Annotated in this window: 14 protein-coding genes; 1 reads left to right on the forward strand and 13 read right to left on the reverse strand. The window is 71.7% G+C overall.

Annotated features, from left to right (window positions below):
* Positions 1 to 5: 5 nt before the first annotated feature.
* The 6 genes from B7W94_RS09255 to rsmI all read right to left on the reverse strand — a co-directional run bounded on the left by B7W94_RS09255 (position 6) and on the right by rsmI (position 6,550).
* Entirely contained in the window at positions 6 to 938 is a 933-nt protein-coding gene (locus B7W94_RS09255) for an ABC transporter permease (RefSeq protein ID WP_085606105.1), read from the reverse strand.
* Positions 935 to 1,915 (reverse strand): ABC transporter permease, encoded by a 981-nt coding sequence (locus B7W94_RS09260; protein WP_085606107.1) that lies wholly within the window; start codon positions 1,913 to 1,915, stop codon positions 935 to 937. Before B7W94_RS09260 ends, B7W94_RS09255 begins: the two co-directional genes overlap by 4 nt.
* On the reverse strand, positions 1,912 to 3,576 hold the full coding sequence (locus B7W94_RS09265) for an ABC transporter substrate-binding protein (protein WP_085606109.1): 1,665 nt from the start codon (positions 3,574 to 3,576) through the stop codon (positions 1,912 to 1,914). Before B7W94_RS09265 ends, B7W94_RS09260 begins: the two co-directional genes overlap by 4 nt.
* A gap of 156 nt (positions 3,577 to 3,732) precedes the next feature.
* Complete coding sequence (locus tag B7W94_RS09270; protein ID WP_085606111.1) at positions 3,733 to 4,827, reverse strand: LacI family DNA-binding transcriptional regulator; 1,095 nt, start codon at positions 4,825 to 4,827, stop codon at positions 3,733 to 3,735.
* Between the two features lie 209 nt (positions 4,828 to 5,036).
* The gene (locus tag B7W94_RS09275) at positions 5,037 to 5,675 is read right to left on the reverse strand and encodes a class I SAM-dependent methyltransferase (RefSeq protein ID WP_085606113.1); all 639 of its coding nucleotides are present in this window, start codon (positions 5,673 to 5,675) and stop codon (positions 5,037 to 5,039) included.
* Positions 5,676 to 5,728: 53 nt separating this feature from the next.
* Positions 5,729 to 6,550 (reverse strand): 16S rRNA (cytidine(1402)-2'-O)-methyltransferase, encoded by an 822-nt coding sequence (gene rsmI, locus B7W94_RS09280; RefSeq protein WP_085606115.1) that lies wholly within the window; start codon positions 6,548 to 6,550, stop codon positions 5,729 to 5,731.
* 83 nt (positions 6,551 to 6,633) lie between these two features.
* On the opposite strand from rsmI, the gene B7W94_RS09285 reads away from it, so the two are divergent.
* Positions 6,634 to 8,187, forward strand: coding sequence for a dolichyl-phosphate-mannose--protein mannosyltransferase (locus B7W94_RS09285; RefSeq protein ID WP_085606117.1), 1,554 nt, complete (start codon positions 6,634 to 6,636; stop codon positions 8,185 to 8,187).
* Between the two features lie 33 nt (positions 8,188 to 8,220).
* On the opposite strand, the gene B7W94_RS09290 is transcribed toward B7W94_RS09285, so the two are convergent.
* From B7W94_RS09290 to B7W94_RS09320, 7 genes are all read right to left on the reverse strand, one after another.
* The gene (locus B7W94_RS09290) at positions 8,221 to 8,700 is read right to left on the reverse strand and encodes an Lrp/AsnC family transcriptional regulator (protein ID WP_025105602.1); all 480 of its coding nucleotides are present in this window, start codon (positions 8,698 to 8,700) and stop codon (positions 8,221 to 8,223) included.
* A gap of 1 nt (position 8,701) precedes the next feature.
* Positions 8,702 to 10,093 carry an amino acid permease gene (locus B7W94_RS09295; protein WP_085606119.1) on the reverse strand — a complete coding sequence of 464 codons (1,392 nt, stop codon included), beginning with the start codon at positions 10,091 to 10,093 and terminating at the stop codon, positions 8,702 to 8,704.
* Positions 10,090 to 11,193, reverse strand: a complete 1,104-nt coding sequence (gene hisC, locus B7W94_RS09300; protein ID WP_085606121.1) for a histidinol-phosphate transaminase — start codon at positions 11,191 to 11,193, stop codon at positions 10,090 to 10,092. The genes B7W94_RS09295 and hisC overlap by 4 nt, the downstream gene beginning before the upstream one ends.
* Positions 11,194 to 11,358: 165 nt before the next feature.
* Positions 11,359 to 13,161 (reverse strand): thioredoxin domain-containing protein, encoded by a 1,803-nt coding sequence (locus B7W94_RS09305; RefSeq protein WP_085606122.1) that lies wholly within the window; start codon positions 13,159 to 13,161, stop codon positions 11,359 to 11,361.
* Between the two features lie 40 nt (positions 13,162 to 13,201).
* Complete coding sequence (gene msuE, locus B7W94_RS09310) at positions 13,202 to 13,771, reverse strand: FMN reductase (RefSeq protein WP_025105598.1); 570 nt, start codon at positions 13,769 to 13,771, stop codon at positions 13,202 to 13,204.
* 165 nt (positions 13,772 to 13,936) lie between these two features.
* Positions 13,937 to 14,773 (reverse strand): aldo/keto reductase, encoded by an 837-nt coding sequence (locus tag B7W94_RS09315; RefSeq protein ID WP_071330032.1) that lies wholly within the window; start codon positions 14,771 to 14,773, stop codon positions 13,937 to 13,939.
* 55 nt (positions 14,774 to 14,828) lie between these two features.
* Positions 14,829 to 16,052, reverse strand: a complete 1,224-nt coding sequence (locus B7W94_RS09320) for a heparan-alpha-glucosaminide N-acetyltransferase domain-containing protein (protein ID WP_238695687.1) — start codon at positions 16,050 to 16,052, stop codon at positions 14,829 to 14,831.
* Positions 16,053 to 16,067 lie beyond the last annotated feature (15 nt).

Genomic DNA, 16,067 nt, shown 5'->3' on the forward strand with positions numbered 1-16,067 from the left:
GGCGCTCATCGGCCCTTCCCTTCGCGCAGGCGCGGATTGGAGATGCCGTCCACGCCGAAGTTGATGAGTGTGAGGCTGAGGGCGAGCAGCGCGATGCACAGACCGGGCGCGAACAGCAGCAGCCACTGGCCGGTGAGCAGGGAGTTCGAGTTCTGCGCCCAGTAGAGCATCGTGCCCCAGCTGACGATGCTGGAGTCGCCGAGGCCGAGGAATTCCAGCCCCGCCTCGGCGAGGATCGCCGCCGTCGCCGCTCCGAAGAGGGTGCCGGCGATGATCGACGTCATGTTCGGCAGGATCTCGCGGAAGACGATCCGCGCCCTGCTGTCGCCGGAGAACTGCGCCGAGGTGACGAAGTCGTTGCCGCGGAGGGACTGGGTCTGGCTGCGCAGCACGCGCGCACCCCACGCCCATCCCGTCACGACGATCACGGCGATGATCATGAGGATGCCGCCGTTCTGCAGGTAGGCCGCGATCACGATCATCAGCGGCAGGCCGGGGATCACGAGGAACAGGTTCACGATGAACCCGACGACCTCGCCCGCGAACCCGCGCATGTAGCCCCAGCTCAGACCGATCAGCACGGCCACGATCGTGGAGAGGAGCCCGGCCGCGAAGCCCACGAGGAGGCTGACCTGGGCACCGTAGATGAGCTGGCTGAGCACGTCCTCCCCGGCCGCGGTCGTGCCGAGCCAGTGCTCCCGCGAGGCGTCGGCGTTGCGCGGGAACCCGTTCTCCTTCGGGCCGTAGGGAGCCAGGAGCGGGGCGAACACGGCGACGAGCACGAAGAACGCGAGGAGGCAGAGGCCGATGCGGGCCTTGCCGTTGGACCACAGGGTGCCGACCATGCGGCCGAAGGCGCGCCACGGGCTGGGCGCCGCGATGCGGGCGGTGGGGACCTTGACGGTCACGGTGCTGGGGGTGGGGTTCGGGGTCGTCATCGGCGAGTCCTCGGGTCGAGAACCCCGTAGAGGATGTCCACGAGGAAGTTGGCGATGAGCACGCTCACGGTGATCATCAGGAAGAGCGCCTGCATGAGCGGGTAGTCCTGCCCGATCACGGCGTTGAACAGCAGGTAGCCGATGCCCGGATAGCCGAACACCTGCTCGACGAGGATCGAGCCGCCCACCACGCCGCCGAGCGTGAGCCCGAAGCCGGTGAGGTTCGGCAGGATCGCGTTGCGGGCCGCGTAGCGGAGGGCGATCGTGCGGCCGCGGAGGCCGTTCGCCTCGCCGAAGGTGATGTAGTCCTCGCCGAGCGTGTTGATCATCGCGTTGCGCATGCCGATGATCCAGCCGCCGAGGGAGGTGAGCAGGATCGTCAGCGCCGGCAGGAACGCGTGCCGGACGAGGTCGACGATGAAGTCCCAGGTGAAGCCCGGGGTGGTCGTCGCCGAGTAGGCGCCGGTGGTCGGGAACCAGTGCAGCACGTAGCCGAGGAAGAACAGCAGCAGCAGCGCCGTCCAGAAGTACGGGAACGTACTGAGGAACGACCCGGTCAGCGTCGGCAAGGAGTCCAGCCACGTGCCGCGCCGCCAGGCGGCCATCACGCCGATGAGGGTGCCGATCACGAAGGCGAGGACCGTGACGATGCCGACGAGGCCGAGCGTGTACGGCAGCGCGGTGGAGACCATGCTCGACACGGTCTGCGGGTAGAACGTGTACGAGACGCCGAAGTCGAGTCGCACGACCTGGCCGAGGTAGGCCACGTACTGGTCCCACATCGATCCGGTCGGCACTCCGAGCTGCGCCTCGATCGCGGCGCGCGTGGCATCCGAGACCGGACCGTTCTGGGAGAGCTTGGCGATCGCGGCGTCGGCGGGAGAGCCGGGCATGAGTCGCGGGAGGAAGAAGTTCAGGGTGATCGCGGCCCACAGGGTGAGCAGGAACAGGCCGATCTTCTGGAGGACGTACTTCACTGGTCTCCCCCGTCCGTGCGCTTCAGGTGGGTGAAGATGCCCAGCGGCGCCGAATCGTAGTTCTGCGGGATCATGTACGGATCGTCCGCGGAGGGCCAGCCGGTGAACTTCGCGTCGTTGAACAGGCCCCAGATCCCGCCGTAGTACAGGCCGATCACGGGGACCTGCTCGTACACGATGCTCTGCAGCTCGTGCACGATCTCGGTCTGGCGGTCGGGGTCGATCGTGGCGCGGTACTCCTCCAGCAGGGCGTCGGCCTCCGGGGAGCGGTAGCGCTCGAAGTTGTTGGTCGTGACCTCGCCGGCCGGCACGTAGAAGTCGCTGGAGAGCAGGCTGTTGTAGGCCTGGTACACGTCGCCGTTGCCCATGCCGCCGATCGCCATCTCGAAGTCGCCGGTGCCGATCGCGCTCTGGTAGCCGGCGGGCTGCGGGAGCTTGAGCGACACCTTGACGCCGACGTCCGCGAGCTGGCGCTGCACGGTCTGGGCGGCGCGCGTCCAGTCGGAGTATCCGTTGGCGGTGGTCAGCGAGAACGCGAGCTGCTCGCCGTCCTCGCCGACGAGCTGGTCACCCTGCAGGGTGTACCCGGACTCGGCGAACGCCGCGAGCGCGGCGTCGCGGTCCTGCGCGAGCATGCCCTGGTCCGGGATCTCCGGGTCGAGGCACTTCTCCTGGTTGGGCAGGATGAGGCCGGTCTGCCCGGCGGGCTGCATGTAGCCCTCGGAGGCGGTCTCGGCGATCTCCTCCCGGTCGAGCGCGAGCGCGATGCCGCGACGGAGGTTCACGTCGTCGAACGGGGCGACCTCGAGGTTGGGCACGAGCGAGATGACGCCACCCGGCGGGAACCACCAGGTGTTGTCGGGACTCGCCGCTCCCCAGGTGCCCTCGACGTCGGAGATGAAGGAGTAGGCCCAGTCGTAGCCGCGGGTCACGGTGTCGAGCTGGGTGTTCGTGGCCGGCAGGATGATGTGCTCGATCTCGATCTTGTCCGCCTGCCAGTAGTCCGGGTTGCGGTCCATCGAGTACTGCTGGTCGTTGTAGTTCCCGAGCACGAACGGGCCGGTGCCGACCGGCTCCTCGTTGCGCCAGGTGGCCGGGTCCTCCACGTCGGCCCACAGGTGCTCGGGCACGATCATGGTCTGCCCGAGGATCGAGAGCGACGGCGCGTCCTCGCCCTGGAGGTGGAACACCACGTCGTCGCCGTCGACCTCGATGCGGTCGATGTGCTGCCACGCGCCCTTGATGTCGAGCGAAGGCTCGTCCTTGATGAGCTGGAACGTGAAGGCCACATCCTCCGGGGTGAGGGGCTCGCCGTCGCTCCACTCCACGCCGTCGCGGACCGTCATCACGATCGTGCGGGCGTCGGGCTGGGTCCACTCGGACGCGAGCCACGGGGTGAGCTCGCCGTCGAGCGGGTTCACCAGGATGAGCGGCTCGTAGATCCACCGCGAGGCGGTCCGGGTGTTCGTGAGGTAGGGGTTGAAGTTCTGCGTGAAGAACGGGTTGCCCTTGTCGGCGTTGATGAGCATCGTGTCGTCGCCGATCGAGGGGTCGGGCTGCGAGCTGATCTGGATGCTGCAGCCGCTGAGTGCGACCGCTGCGGCCGCGAGCCCCACGACGGCGGCGCGGCGCCAGCGTCGGAAGGTGTGCGTCTCTGCCACTGGATGACCTCATGTCGTCTCTGTCATGAAGGGCGCCCCGGGGGGTGGGGAGTCCTGCCGGCCGAAGCCGTACACCAGATTGTAAGCGCATACATTTTGAATCGGCAACCCCGTGGTGAGCCAGGAGACCCTCCGGGGCGGCGCGGTCGCGTCGACTCAGGAGGGGCGCGTGGAGCTCTCGCGGAGGAGGATCTGGAGGGGCAGACGCGTGGTGAGCGGCGGGGCGTCCGGCTGTTCCAGCCGTCGCGCGAGCACCTGCACCGCCGCACGCCCGAGCTCGATCATCGGCTGCCGGATCGTGGTCAGCGGCGGCGACACCAGGGTCGCCGCCTCGATGCCGTCGAACCCCGTGACGAGGACGTCGTCCGGCACCCGCACGCCCGCCCCGCGGAACACGTCCATGGCCCCGAGGGCCATCTGGTCGTTGGCGGCGATGAGCGCGGCGGGCACGCCGTCGCGCGCGAGCCGCTCCCCCGCCCGACGCCCGGAGGCGCGGGTGAAGTCGCCCCGGAGGATGCGTACCGCTGCCGGGTCGCGCTCCGCCGCGGCGAGCGCGGTCGACACGCCCTCCCACCGCTGCTCGGCGTCGGGCGAGTCGGCCGGGCCGGCGAGGAACGCGATCTCCCCCTCCCCGACCTGGGACAGCACGTGGCGGGTCAGCTCCCCCATCGCCTCGACGTTGCTCACCGTGACGTGGTCGTAGGCATCGCCCCGCGGCGGTCCGGACAGCACGACCACCGGGATACGGCGGGCCAGCCGGGCGAGCACGGCGTCCGGCACGCTGCGGGCGAGCACCATGAGCCCGTCCACGCGGCCTGCCATGTCGCGGACGGTGGAGCGGTCGGGATCGTCGCGGCCGACGCCCACCATGAGCACGAACCCCTGCTTCCACGCCTCCAGCTCGGCGCCGCGGAGGACCTCGTCGAGGAACAGCATGGAGGAGTGCGGCGCGTCCTGCTCGTCCGACACGACCGTGAACGGCGGGCGGGCGGCGGCGGACAGCACGTCGAGGGGCGGAGCGTCCTCGGCGGCGTCGAATCCGGGGAAGTACAGCCCCAGCACCCCGGTCCGGCGCTCCGCGAGACCCCGCGCGCTCCCACTGGGGACGTACCCCAGCGCGGCGACCGCGTCGAGCACCCGCTCCCGGGTCACCGGACGGACGGCCTCCGGCGAGCGCAGCACCCGCGACACGGTCGCGATCGACACTCCGGCGCGGTCGGCGACGTCGTACACCGTCGCGGCCTTGCTCACGCGGACTCCTCTCGCTCGCGGGTTCTGGTCCTGGTTCTGGTCCGGGTCCTGGTCCTGTCAGCGTAGGACAGTCTCCCCCGGTGCCCCCTCCCGCTCCCGCGCGCGGGCGCAGATTCGCGTCGGTGTCGCAGGGATGGGGCCAGTCTCTGCGACACGGTGCAGGTCTGCGACACGGTGCAGACCTGCGAGGGCGTGCGTGGACGGGCGGGTCAGGAGCGGAGGGCGCGGAGGGCTCCGTGCGGGCGGGAGCTGATCTCGCCCGGTTCGCGCTCGCGGGTCTCGGACCAGTGCAGCTCGAGACCGGCCGCGGCGAGCAGCGGGGACAGGGCCTCCGCGGTCCAGAAGAAGGAGGGGGCGACGGCATGGGAGAAGGCGACCCGGGGTTCGCCGACGAAGAAGCCGAGGAGCAGGCTCCCGCCGGGGGCGAGCACCCGGGCGAACTCGGCGAACACGTCCGGGAGCTCGGCCGGAGGCGTGTGGATCACGGAGTACCACGCGAGGACGCCGCCGACGGTGCCCGATGCCTGCGGCAGCGTCCGGAACGACCCGTGATGGAACGAGAGGTGCGGATACTGCGCCCGCGCCCCGTGGATGAAAGCCGAGGAGAGGTCGATCCCCTCGACGTCCCGCCCCTCGCCCCCGTGCAGGAAGGCCGTCCAGTGCCCGGGGCCGCAGCCCGCATCGAGCAGCCGCCCCGGGGTCTCCTCGCGCCACCGCCGGATGAGCTCGCGGTCGCGCGGATCCATCAGTCCCAGGTCTCCCGCGACCTCCCGGTACTCCGCGGCCCTCTCGTCGTAGGCGCGCGCGACCGGGTCCTGTCCGGCGGGAGGCCGCAGATCCGGGCTCATGCCGCAGCCGCCCCCCGCATCCCCGCAACCGGGGTGCGAATCTGCGACGGGGGTCACCGCGACCGCGCCGCCAGGGCCGCCTGATACAGATCCCGGGAGGACAAGCCCGTCAGGGCCGCGACCTCGGAGGCCGCATCCTTCAGGCGGGTGCCGTCCGCGACCAGGGCCTGTACCTGGGCGAGGGCGTCCTCCGGGGAGGCCTCCCGCCGCGGTGCCCCCTCGACGACCACCACGATCTCGCCCTTCACGCCGTCGGCGGCCCAGGCGGCGAGCTCGGACGCGCCGCCACGACGGACCTCCTCGTACAGCTTCGTCAGCTCCCGGCACACGGCGATCCGGCGGTCCGCGCCGAAAGCGGCCCCCATGTCGGTCAGGGTCGTCGCCAGGCGCGAGGGCGACTCGAAGAACACCATCGTGCGGGGCTCGGCGGCGAGGGCGGAAAGGGTCGCCCGGCGCTCCCCCGGCTTCCGCGGCAGGAACCCCTCGAAGGTGAAGCGGTCCGTCGGCAGCCCCGAGATCGCCAGGGCCATGAGCACCGCGCTGGGCCCCGGGATCGCGGTCACCGTGACCCCCTGCGCCACCGCCTCGGCGACGAGGCCGTATCCCGGGTCACTCACGGTCGGCATGCCCGCATCGCTCAGCACCACGAGGTCGGTCTCCGCGGCGAGCGCGGCCAATTCCGCGGCCTTCTGCTTCTCGTTGTGGTCGTGCAGCGCGATCAAGCGGGGCCGGTTGTCGATCGCGAGGGCCTGCAGGAGGCGCTGCGTCGTGCGGGTGTCCTCCGCCACGACGATCTCCGCGTTCTCCAGCACCTCCACGAGTCGCCGCGACGCATCGCCCAGGTTTCCGATCGGGGTCGCGGCGAGGATGATCACCCGCCCAGCTTAGGCGTGGACCCGCAGCGGGACCGGAGCCGGCATACCGGGAGCACAGGGTGGAGTGTGTCTAGGCTGGACCGGTGACCGCGCCCGAGCCCCTCCTGCCCCTCCCCGAGGAACGGCTCACGCGCTACGAGCGACTCCGCGACCGCGTGCTGCAGGCTCCGGACTGGGGCCGGGCGATCGGCTGGCTGGCCCCGCTGCTGGTCACGGCCCTCGCGGCGGTGCTGCGCCTGGCGAACGTCGGCCATCCGCACCAGCTCGCCTTCGACGAGACCTACTACGTCAAGGACGCCTGGTCGCTGTGGAGCCTCGGGTACGAGGGGGTGTGGGGCGAGAACGCGAACGACGCCTTCATCACCCTGCAGGAGCTCCCGCTGACGAACAAGGGCGCCTTCATCGTGCACCCGCCGCTCGGGAAGTGGCTCATCGCGCTGGGCATGGCCATCGGCGGCCCGGACAACAGCGCCGGCTGGCGTCTGGCGACCGCCGTCCTCGGTGCGGGATCGGTGCTGCTGGTCTTCCTCATCGCGCGACGCCTGACCGGCTCCGTCGTGGCGGCGACGGTGGCGGGGACGCTCCTCGCGATCGACGGCCTCAGCATCGTGATGAGCCGCATCGCGCTCCTCGACGGCATCCTCACCTTCTTCGTGCTGCTGGGCGTGCTGTTCGTGCTCATCGACCGCCAGCGCACGATCCCCCTGCTCGAACGCCGGGACCCCGACGACGAGCACCCGCTGTGGGGACCGATCCTCTGGCGCCGTCCCTGGCTCGTCGCCGCGGGGCTCGCACTCGGCGCCGCCTCGGCGGTGAAGTGGTCGGGGCTGTACGTGCTCGCGGGCTTCGGACTCTACGTCGTCATCACCGACGCCCTCGCCCGGCGCCGCGGCGGGGTGGTGGTGTGGCCGGCGTCCGCGGTCTTCCGCCAGGGGCCGGTGTCGTTCGTCCTCCTCGTCGTCCCCGCGTTCGCGGTCTACCTGGCGAGCTGGACAGGATGGCTGGTGACGGCGAACGGCTACGACCGCGGCAGCGATCCGAACCCGCTCATCGCCCTGTGGAACTACCACGAGGCCATGCTCGGGTTCCACGTGGGCCTCACCCGCGGGCACCCGTACGCGAGCCCGGCGTGGGAGTGGCCCTTCCTGCTCCGCCCCACCGCGGTGTGGGTCGACAGCGACCCCACCGGCTGCGGCGTCGACCACTGCATCGGCGTGATCTCGGCGATCCCCAACCCGCTCATCTGGTACGGCGGCGTCGCGGCCAGCGTGTACCTGCTCTACCGCCTCATCCGCGGGTGGATCACGCGGCAGCCGGTCGGCCCGGCGCTCAGCCTCCCGCTCGTGGGGCTCGCGGTGACCTATCTGCCCTGGCTGATGTTCCCCGACCGGACGATCTTCCAGTTCTACACGGTCGTGATGATGCCGTTCCTCGTGCTCGCACTCACCGCCACACTGCGGATCATCGCCGGGCGCCGGGAGGACCCGCTCCCGCGCCGCCAGTCGGGACAGCGGACCGTCCTGATCTTCCTCGTCGTCGTCGTCCTCGTCTCGGCGTTCTTCCTGCCGCTGTGGACGGGGATGAGCGTGCCCTACGACTTCTGGCGCCTGCACAACTGGCTGCCGGGCTGGGTCTGACCGGCGTCTGACCGACCGGACTCCGAGCCCGGGTCAGGAGACCTCGTCGGCCACGTGCTCCACGAGCGGGAGCACGCGACCCGAGAGATGCGTGCGCATCGCGATGGAGGACGCGGTCCGCGCGACCCCCGGCACGAGGGCGACCCGGTCCAGCACCTCCTGGAGCCGCGTCGCATCGCGGGCGACGAGCCGAAGCTGCATGTCGCTCGCGCCGGTCACCGTGTGCATGTCGACGATCTCCGGCACCGCGTCCGCGAGGGCGGTCGCGACGTCGTCATGCCCCACCTTCTGATCGATCTCGACGAGACAGAACGCCACGACGCCGTACCCGAAGCCGGCGGGGTCGATGCGCGGCACGATCGCCTCGATCACGCCACCCTCGTGCAAGCGCGCGAGGCGGCTCGTGGCCGTCCCCCGCGCGATGCCCAGCCGGCGCGCGCACTCCAGGAGGGGCAGCTGCGGCGACTCCGTCAGCAGCCGGATCAGCGCGGCGTCGAGGCGATCGATCCGCACGTCACTCCTTGACGATGCCGGGGCGGGAGACACCCCGCGTCAGGCGGGCGACGACGAGCAGGACCGCGGTGAGCCCGAGCGTGAGCAGCAGCTGGATGCGCGCAGCCGGGTCGATCATCGCGAGCGCGATCACGGCGGCGAGCAGCACGAGGCACAGCCACGACACCCAGGGGAAGCCCCAGAGCCGCATGGGCATCGCCTCGCCGGCACGGTCGGCCCGCCGGCGCAGCACGATCTGCGAGATCGCCGTCGCCGTCCAAATCACCAGCAGGGTCGACCCCACGACGTTCAGCAGCGCCGGGAGCACCACGTCCGGGAAGGCCCAGTTCAGCCCGACGGTCACGAAGCCGAAGGCCACCGAGGCGAGGACGGCGACGAACGGCACGCCCTTGAGGCTCGTCCGGGTGACGGACAGCGGCGCCAGCCCGCGTTCCCCCAGCGAGTACGCCATCCGGGAGGCGCCGTAGATGTTGGCGTTCATGGCCGAGAGCAGCGCGATCACCACGATGAGGTCCATCACGAGGCCGACGCCCGGCACGTTCAGGGTGTCCAGGACCGCCGAGAACGGACCGGTCTGCACGGCGGGGTCGTCCCACGGGAGCACCGCGACGATGACGAAGATCGAGCCGACGTAGAAGACGAGGATGCGCACGAGCACCTCGCGCACGATCCGGCGGATGTTGCGGGAGGGGTCGTCCGACTCGGCGGCCGCGATCGCGACGACCTCGGTGCCGCCGAACGCGAAGACGACGATGAGGAGCGCCGCGGCGATGCCGGTGATGCCGTGCGGGGCGAAGCCGCCCTCATCCACCAGGTTCGAGATGCCGGTCGCCGGCACGCCGGGGATGAGTCCGACGATCGCGCACACGCCGACGACGAGGAAGGCGATGATCGCGGCGACCTTGATCGCCGCGAACCAGAACTCGAAACGGCCGTAGTTGCGCACGCCGAAGAGGTTCACCGCGGTGAGCGCCACGACGAACACGAGCACCCACACCCACGCGGGGATCCCGGGTACCCAGTTCGCCACGATCCCGGCCGCGCCGGTCGCCTCGGCGGCGATCACGACGACGAGCTGGATCCAGTACAGCCAGCCCACCGCGCTGCCGGCGCTGCGCCCCATGGCCTTCTGGGCGTAGGAGCTGAAGGCGCCGGAGCTCGGCCGCGCCGCCACCATCTCGGCGAGCATCGCCATCACGAGCACGACGATGCCGCCCGCGACGAGGTAGGAGATGAGTACGGCGGGTCCCGCGATGCTGATCGCCTGCCCGGAGCCGACGAACAGCCCCGCGCCGATCGCGCCGCCGAGCCCCATCATGGAGATCTGGCGGCGGGTGAGGCCCGGGTGCAGGCCCTTCGTGGTCGTCGTGGTGACGGGGACCTCGGTGGTCACGCGCCCACCTCCATCAGGTCGGAATCGTGGTCGGACTCGTGCGCGGCGTCGCCGGAGACCGCGAGGGCGGCTTCCACCCTGTCGATGTCGGCGGCGGAGCCGGACGAGATGCGGATGCCCTCGCCGGGGAAGGCGCGGGCGACCACGCCGCCGACATGCAGGAGGGCGTCCAGTTCGGCGGTGCGCTCCCCCGCGGGGACCCAGACGAAGTTGGCCTGCGAGCGGACGGCGGGCCAGCCGGCAGCGGTGAGCACGGTGTACAGCCGATCGCGCTGCGCCACGACCTCGTCGATGCGGACGGCGAGCTCGTCCTCCGCGGCGAGCGAGGCGAGGGCTGCGGCCTGGGCGAGGTCGGTGACCCCGAACGGCACGGCCACCTTGCGCTGTGCCTCGGCGATCGCGGTGGGGGCGATCGCGTAGCCGATGCGGAGCCCGGCCAGGCCGTACGCCTTGGAGAACGTGTGCAGCACCGCGACGTGCGGGTGGCGGCGGAACAGCTCGATGCCGGCGCCGCGGCTGTCCGTGCGGTCGAAGTGCACGTAGGCCTCGTCGATGACGACGAGGACGTCGTGCGGCACCGCGGCGACGAAGCGCTCCAGGGCCTCGGCGTCGACGACCGTGCCGGTCGGGTTGTTGGGGTTGCACACGAACACGAGACGTGTGCGCGGGGTGATCGCGGCGCGCATCGCGTCGAGGTCGTGTCCGTGATCGGTATCCAGCGGCACGGCGACGGGCGTCGCGCCCGCGATCCGGACGAGCGAGGGGTAGGCCTCGAAGGACCGCCATGCGAAGACGACCTCGTCCCCCTCGCCGGCGACCGCGTGGATGAGCTGGGCGGCGATCTCCACCGACCCCGCGCCGACGGTCACCTGCGCCGGGTCCACCGCATACCGGGCGGCGAGCGCCTCCCGGACCGCGGAGGCGCTCATGTCCGGGTAGCGGTGGATGCCGGCCACCCGGTCCTGCACGGCGCGCACGACGGAGGGCAGCGGCGGATGCGGGGACTCGTTCGAGGAGAGCTTGGAGGCACCGGCCGGGGCGGAGCGCCCCTGTCGGTAGGCGGGCACGGCGTCGAGACCGGCGCGGGCGGATAGAGTCATCGTCAGAGCATCCTTGCTGTGATCCGAGAGGGGTCGCGTCACCCTAGAACGGATCGCGGGCGCTGGGCAAACCGTGCACTCGAAGCTGCGCATCGCGCGCACTCGACGGGCAGACGGACGCCGCACGGTAGGCAGAATGCACAGCGCTGCGTCGGGGAAGGGCGCTCACCGTGCGCGCGAGACCGCGGCCGGATCGCTCACCGGCAGGCGACAGACGAAGGCGCGGCAGTCGTAGGCGCGCTCGGCGGTCGCCTCCTTGCCCTCGAACAGCTCGAACCCCGCGGCGGCGAACGCCGCGGTCTGCGCCGGCGTGACGACCGCGACGACATCGGCATCGGCTCCGCGGGCCACGGCGGCGAGCGCCCCACCCGGCTCCTCCGTCACCACGACGAGCTGCCGCGGCGCCGCGGCGAGTCCGGCGGCGACCCGGAGCAGACTGCCGTGGGCGAAGGGCTGGGCGAGCGCCCGGGAGGCGAGGGCCTCCACCCGCTCCACTGCTGCCGGGCGATAGCGGTCCCCCGCTCCCAGCCGCCAGGCGGTAAGCGCGGCGTGCGCGACCGCCGCCGTGTCGGAGGGGAGATCGCCGTCGGTGTGGTCGGGCGAGGCGGCGATGCCCTGCGCGCGGAGCATCGGGTCGTCCCCCGCGGCGCCGTCCAGCGCTCCGTCGAGGAGGCCCAGGGCCGTGGACGCCGGAGCGACGTCGCCGGTGGCCGCCGCGAGGGCGAACAGGCCCTCGGCGAGCAGCGCGAGGTCGGCGGCCGTGGCGACCGCGGCGGAGGCCCGGCCGTCCAGCGATGCCCGCACGAGCGCGCCGTCGGCCCCGCGGTTGGTGTCGAGCACGGCAGCGGCGGCCTCCGCAGCGGCGGCGATCCACGCGTCCTCGCCGAGCGCCGCCCCCGCCCGGGCGAGTGCCGCGATCGCGAGGCCGTTCCATCCCGTGATGACCTTGCCGTCCACGGCGGGCGGCTCCAGCGCCGCGCGCTCCGCGACGGGACGGAGGTAGTAGCCCCCCTCGCTGCGGGCCCCGTCGATCCACGATTCGGAATCCTGCGCAGCGCCGAAGCCGCCGCCCTCCTGCCGCAGCGTGCCGAGCAGGAAGCGGGCGATCCCGCGGGCGGTCTCCTCGTCGCCGGCGTCGAGCGCGACCTCGAGCAGCTGGGCGTTGTCGGTCAGCATGCGCTCGTAGTGCGGCACCGTCCAATCACGCCGGGTCGCATAGCGGAAGAACCCGCCGTCGGCGTCACGCAGATCCGAGTCCGCCATCGCCGCGAGGGCGCGTTCGGCCGCAGCCGCCGCCTCGGGTGCGGCCGCGCGGATGAGGGGCTCCTGGAGGAACCGCAGGGTCGTGGCCACCGGGAACTTCGGAGCTCCGCCGAAGCCGCCGAACTCCGCGTCCTCCCTGGCGGCGAGACCGCGGGCGGCCTCCGCGAGGGCCGTGGCGTCCGGGAGGCTCGATGCCGTGGTCTCCGCCGCCTCGGCGAGGGCCGCGGTCACCGCGTCGGCGGACTCCTCGGCCTGCGCCCGTCGCGTCGTCCACGCCTCGCGCACCGCGGCCAGCACATCGCGGAACGCGGGCATCGGCGGTCGCGCCTCGGGCGGCCAGTACGTCCCCGCGTAGAAGGCGCGTCCGGCAGGCGTGGTGAACACCGTGAGCGGCCAGCCGAGGTTCTGCGTGAACGCCGACGCGGCGGCCATGTAGGCCCCGTCGACGTGCGGATGCTCCTCGCGGTCGACCTTCACCGCGACGAACCCCTCGTTGATGCGGGCGGCGGTCCCCGGGTCGGCGAACGACTCGCGCGCCATCACATGGCACCAGTGGCAGGTGGAGTAGCCGATCGAGATCAGCATCGGCACGTCCCGGCGGCGCGCCTCGGCGAAGGCCTCCTCTCCCCAGGGGTACCAGTCGACGGGGTTGTCGGCGTGGGCCCGCAGATAGGGGCTGAGGGTGTCGGCGAGACGGTTCGTCATGCTCCCACGCTACGCGGGGCGCACCGGCTCCGGACCAGGATCAGCCGACGAGCAGCTCCGCGGGACGGGACAGGGTGTAGCCGACGAGCGGGAGGGCCCGCTCGGCCGCGAGCGCGATCCGCGCACGCAGCACGTCCGTCGCCACCTCGTAGCCGTCGAAGTCGGTCGTGCTCGCGTACACGCCAAGCGGGAGGGTGAGCGCCTGGAAGAACGCGAACAGCGGGCGCAGCTGGTGCTCGATCATGAGCGCGTGTCGCTCGCCGCCACCGGTCGCCGCGAGGAGCACCGGCGTGCCGACGAGGGCGTACTGGTCCACGAAGTCGAACAGGTGCTTGAACAGCCCCGTGAACGAGGCGCGGTACACCGGGCTGCCCACGATGAGCAGGTCGGCTGTCTCGATCGCCTGCAGCTGTGCCTCCACCTCCGGCGGGAGCTGGTCACGGGTGAGAGCACCCGCGAGCGAGGGCCCGACCTGCGTGAGCTCGATCAGCTGCGCCTCGACCGGGGCGCGCTCGGCGACCGCGGCGGTGATCGCACGGAGGAGGGCGGTGGTCTTGCTCGGCTCGTGGAGGGAGCCCGAGACGGCGACGACGCGGAGCGGAGCTGTCATGGGCTCGACGGTACCCACGCGGACGCCCCGTGTCGCGCGAAGCGACACGGGGCGTCATGTGGAACGGAGACGAGCCGCGGGCCGCGGGCTCGGGAGCAAGGCTCCGGTCAGTGCTGGCCCGGTGACGGCGTCAGTGCCGAGCCCGCGGCCGGTATGAGGGCGGGATCAGTTGACCTCGTCCGGGTGCGAGCCCACGCGGCCGGAGCCGTCGAGCGGGTCGAGCGCGTCGATCGCGGCGATCTCGGCGTCGGTCAGCTCGAAGCCGAACACGTCGAGGTTCTCGCGCAGGCGCTCCGGACGCACCGACTTCGGGAAGACGATGATGCCCTTCTGCAGGTGCCAGCGCAGGACGGCCTGTGCGGGGGTCACGCCGTGGGCGGCGGCCGCCTCCGCGATCGCCGGTGTGCCGAAGAGGTCGTACTTGCCCTGGCCGAGCGGACCCCAGGCCTCGATGCGGACGCCGTTGGCCTCGGCCCAGGCGACCTCCTCGCGGCGCTGGTACGCCGGGTGCAGCTCGATCTGGTTCACGGCCGGGACGACGCCGGTCTCCTTCACCGTGCGCTCCAGGTGCGGCACGAGGAAGTTCGAGACGCCGATGCTGCGGGTCAGGCCCGCGTCGCGCAGCTCGATGAGCTTCGCGAACGCGTGGACGTAGTCGTCCTTCGCCGGGGTGGGCCAGTGCACGAGGTAGAGGTCGACCTGCTCCAGGCCGAGCTTCTCGAGGCTCTCGCCGATGGCGGCGCGGGGCTCGTCGTCGTGGTGGCGGTCGTTCCACAGCTTCGTGGTGACGAAGAGCTCCTCACGGGGGATGCCGGAGGACGCGATGGCCGCGCCGACGCCCTCCTCGTTGCCGTAGATCGCGGCGGTGTCGATGTGGCGGTACCCGATCTCGAGAGCCTCGCTCACCGCCTTCTCGGTCTCTGCCGGCGGCACCTTGAAGACGCCGTAGCCCAGCTGGGGGATGGAGTTGCCGTCGTTCAGTTCGAGTGCAGGAATGGTCATCCCCCCAGCCTAAGACCTGTGATGACAGGTGCGCCCGTGCGGATGACGAAAAGCGTCAGCGCCGAGGCACGGCGGCCATCGCGGCGGCGCCCTTTCCGACGAGGCGTTCCAGGGGACCACGTCCGACGAACATCGCCCACAGCGTCGTGACCAGCAAGAGCCCTACGGCGGTGAGCGCCCAGAAGGCGTTGTCCGCGATGAAGCCTCCGGGGCCGGCGACGAGGACGACGGAGACGACGTGCACACTGTATGCCGTGAGCGGCATGGACCCCAGCGCGCCGAGGGGCAGCAGCGGCCAGCGCAGCGGACGGCTCAGGAGCAGGCACAGGGCGATCACCGCGAGGGCGAACCCGCCGGAGCCCAGGATCTCGGCGGTGCCGCCGCTGTGCGGGTCGACGGCGAAGACCGCGCGGACCATGGAGCCAAGCGGATCCGTCGCGGCGAGCGCCTCGGGGTAGCTCTCCCAGCCGGACGGCGGCATCACATCGTCGGGGATGAAAGACGACGACAGGCTCTCGCCGGGAAGGATCTCGATGCTCTCGCTCCCGGAGGACGCGCTCGTCGAGGAGACGATCGATTCCGTCCCGCCCAGCCCCGCGCCCGCTCCGAGGGCACCCAGACCGTAGCCGATCGCGGCGAGGACCACGCCGACGACGAGGGCGACGACGGCCGTGCGCAGCTCCTGCACCCGGAGCCGGCCCAGAGCCATGCCGCCCAGCACGAGAGCCAGCCACACGGTGATCGGATAGGTGCCGTAGAGCACGAACCCGATGCCCGCACCGAACGGCTGCAGCGCCACCGCGCTGAGCAGAGCGAGCAGCGCCGGACCGGCGAGGGCGAGGACGGCGGCGCCGAGGAGCAGCTGCCGGGGCCGCCACCGCAGCACGGGGATGACCGCGACGTAGAGCAGGCCGTAGAGGGTGAGGATCACGGCGATCGGCGTGTTGAGGAGCTCCAGGGCGAGGCCGATCACGAAGATCACCGCGCCGCGGCCCACGAGGTTGAGGCGGATGCCCGGGAGGCGCTCCCGCTCCGGCAGCACGTCGCGCCCGGTCATGAGGGCGATGGAGACGCCGGCGAGCAGCGCGAAGAGGATCGACGAGCGGCCGTGCACGAGGTCGGTCCACGTGGTCGGGTCGCCCCACTCGAACGCCTCCGTCACGCCGACGTGGGCACCGGCCATGCCGAGGATCGCCAGACCCCGCGCGACGTCGAGACCGAGGATGCGCGGCGGCCGCCCGAAATCACGGAACCAGCGCACGGGGCGGAGAGCAGTCATCACCCGATGATCGTA

This window comes from Microbacterium sp. LEMMJ01 (assembly GCF_002114135.1).
GTDB lineage: Bacteria > Actinomycetota > Actinomycetes > Actinomycetales > Microbacteriaceae > Microbacterium.

Coding starts and splice junctions, on each gene's coding strand:
- B7W94_RS09255 (WP_085606105.1), bottom strand. CDS start 938: ATGACGACCCCGAACCCCACCCCCAGCACCGTGACCGTCAAGGTCCCC.
- B7W94_RS09275 (WP_085606113.1), bottom strand. CDS start 5,675: ATGAGCCCGGATCTGCGGCCTCCCGCCGGACAGGACCCGGTCGCGCGC.
- B7W94_RS09315 (WP_071330032.1), bottom strand. CDS start 14,773: ATGACCATTCCTGCACTCGAACTGAACGACGGCAACTCCATCCCCCAG.
- hisC (WP_085606121.1), bottom strand. CDS start 11,193: ATGACTCTATCCGCCCGCGCCGGTCTCGACGCCGTGCCCGCCTACCGA.
- msuE (WP_025105598.1), bottom strand. CDS start 13,771: ATGACAGCTCCGCTCCGCGTCGTCGCCGTCTCGGGCTCCCTCCACGAG.
- B7W94_RS09305 (WP_085606122.1), bottom strand. CDS start 13,161: ATGACGAACCGTCTCGCCGACACCCTCAGCCCCTATCTGCGGGCCCAC.
- B7W94_RS09320 (WP_238695687.1), bottom strand. CDS start 16,052: ATGACTGCTCTCCGCCCCGTGCGCTGGTTCCGTGATTTCGGGCGGCCG.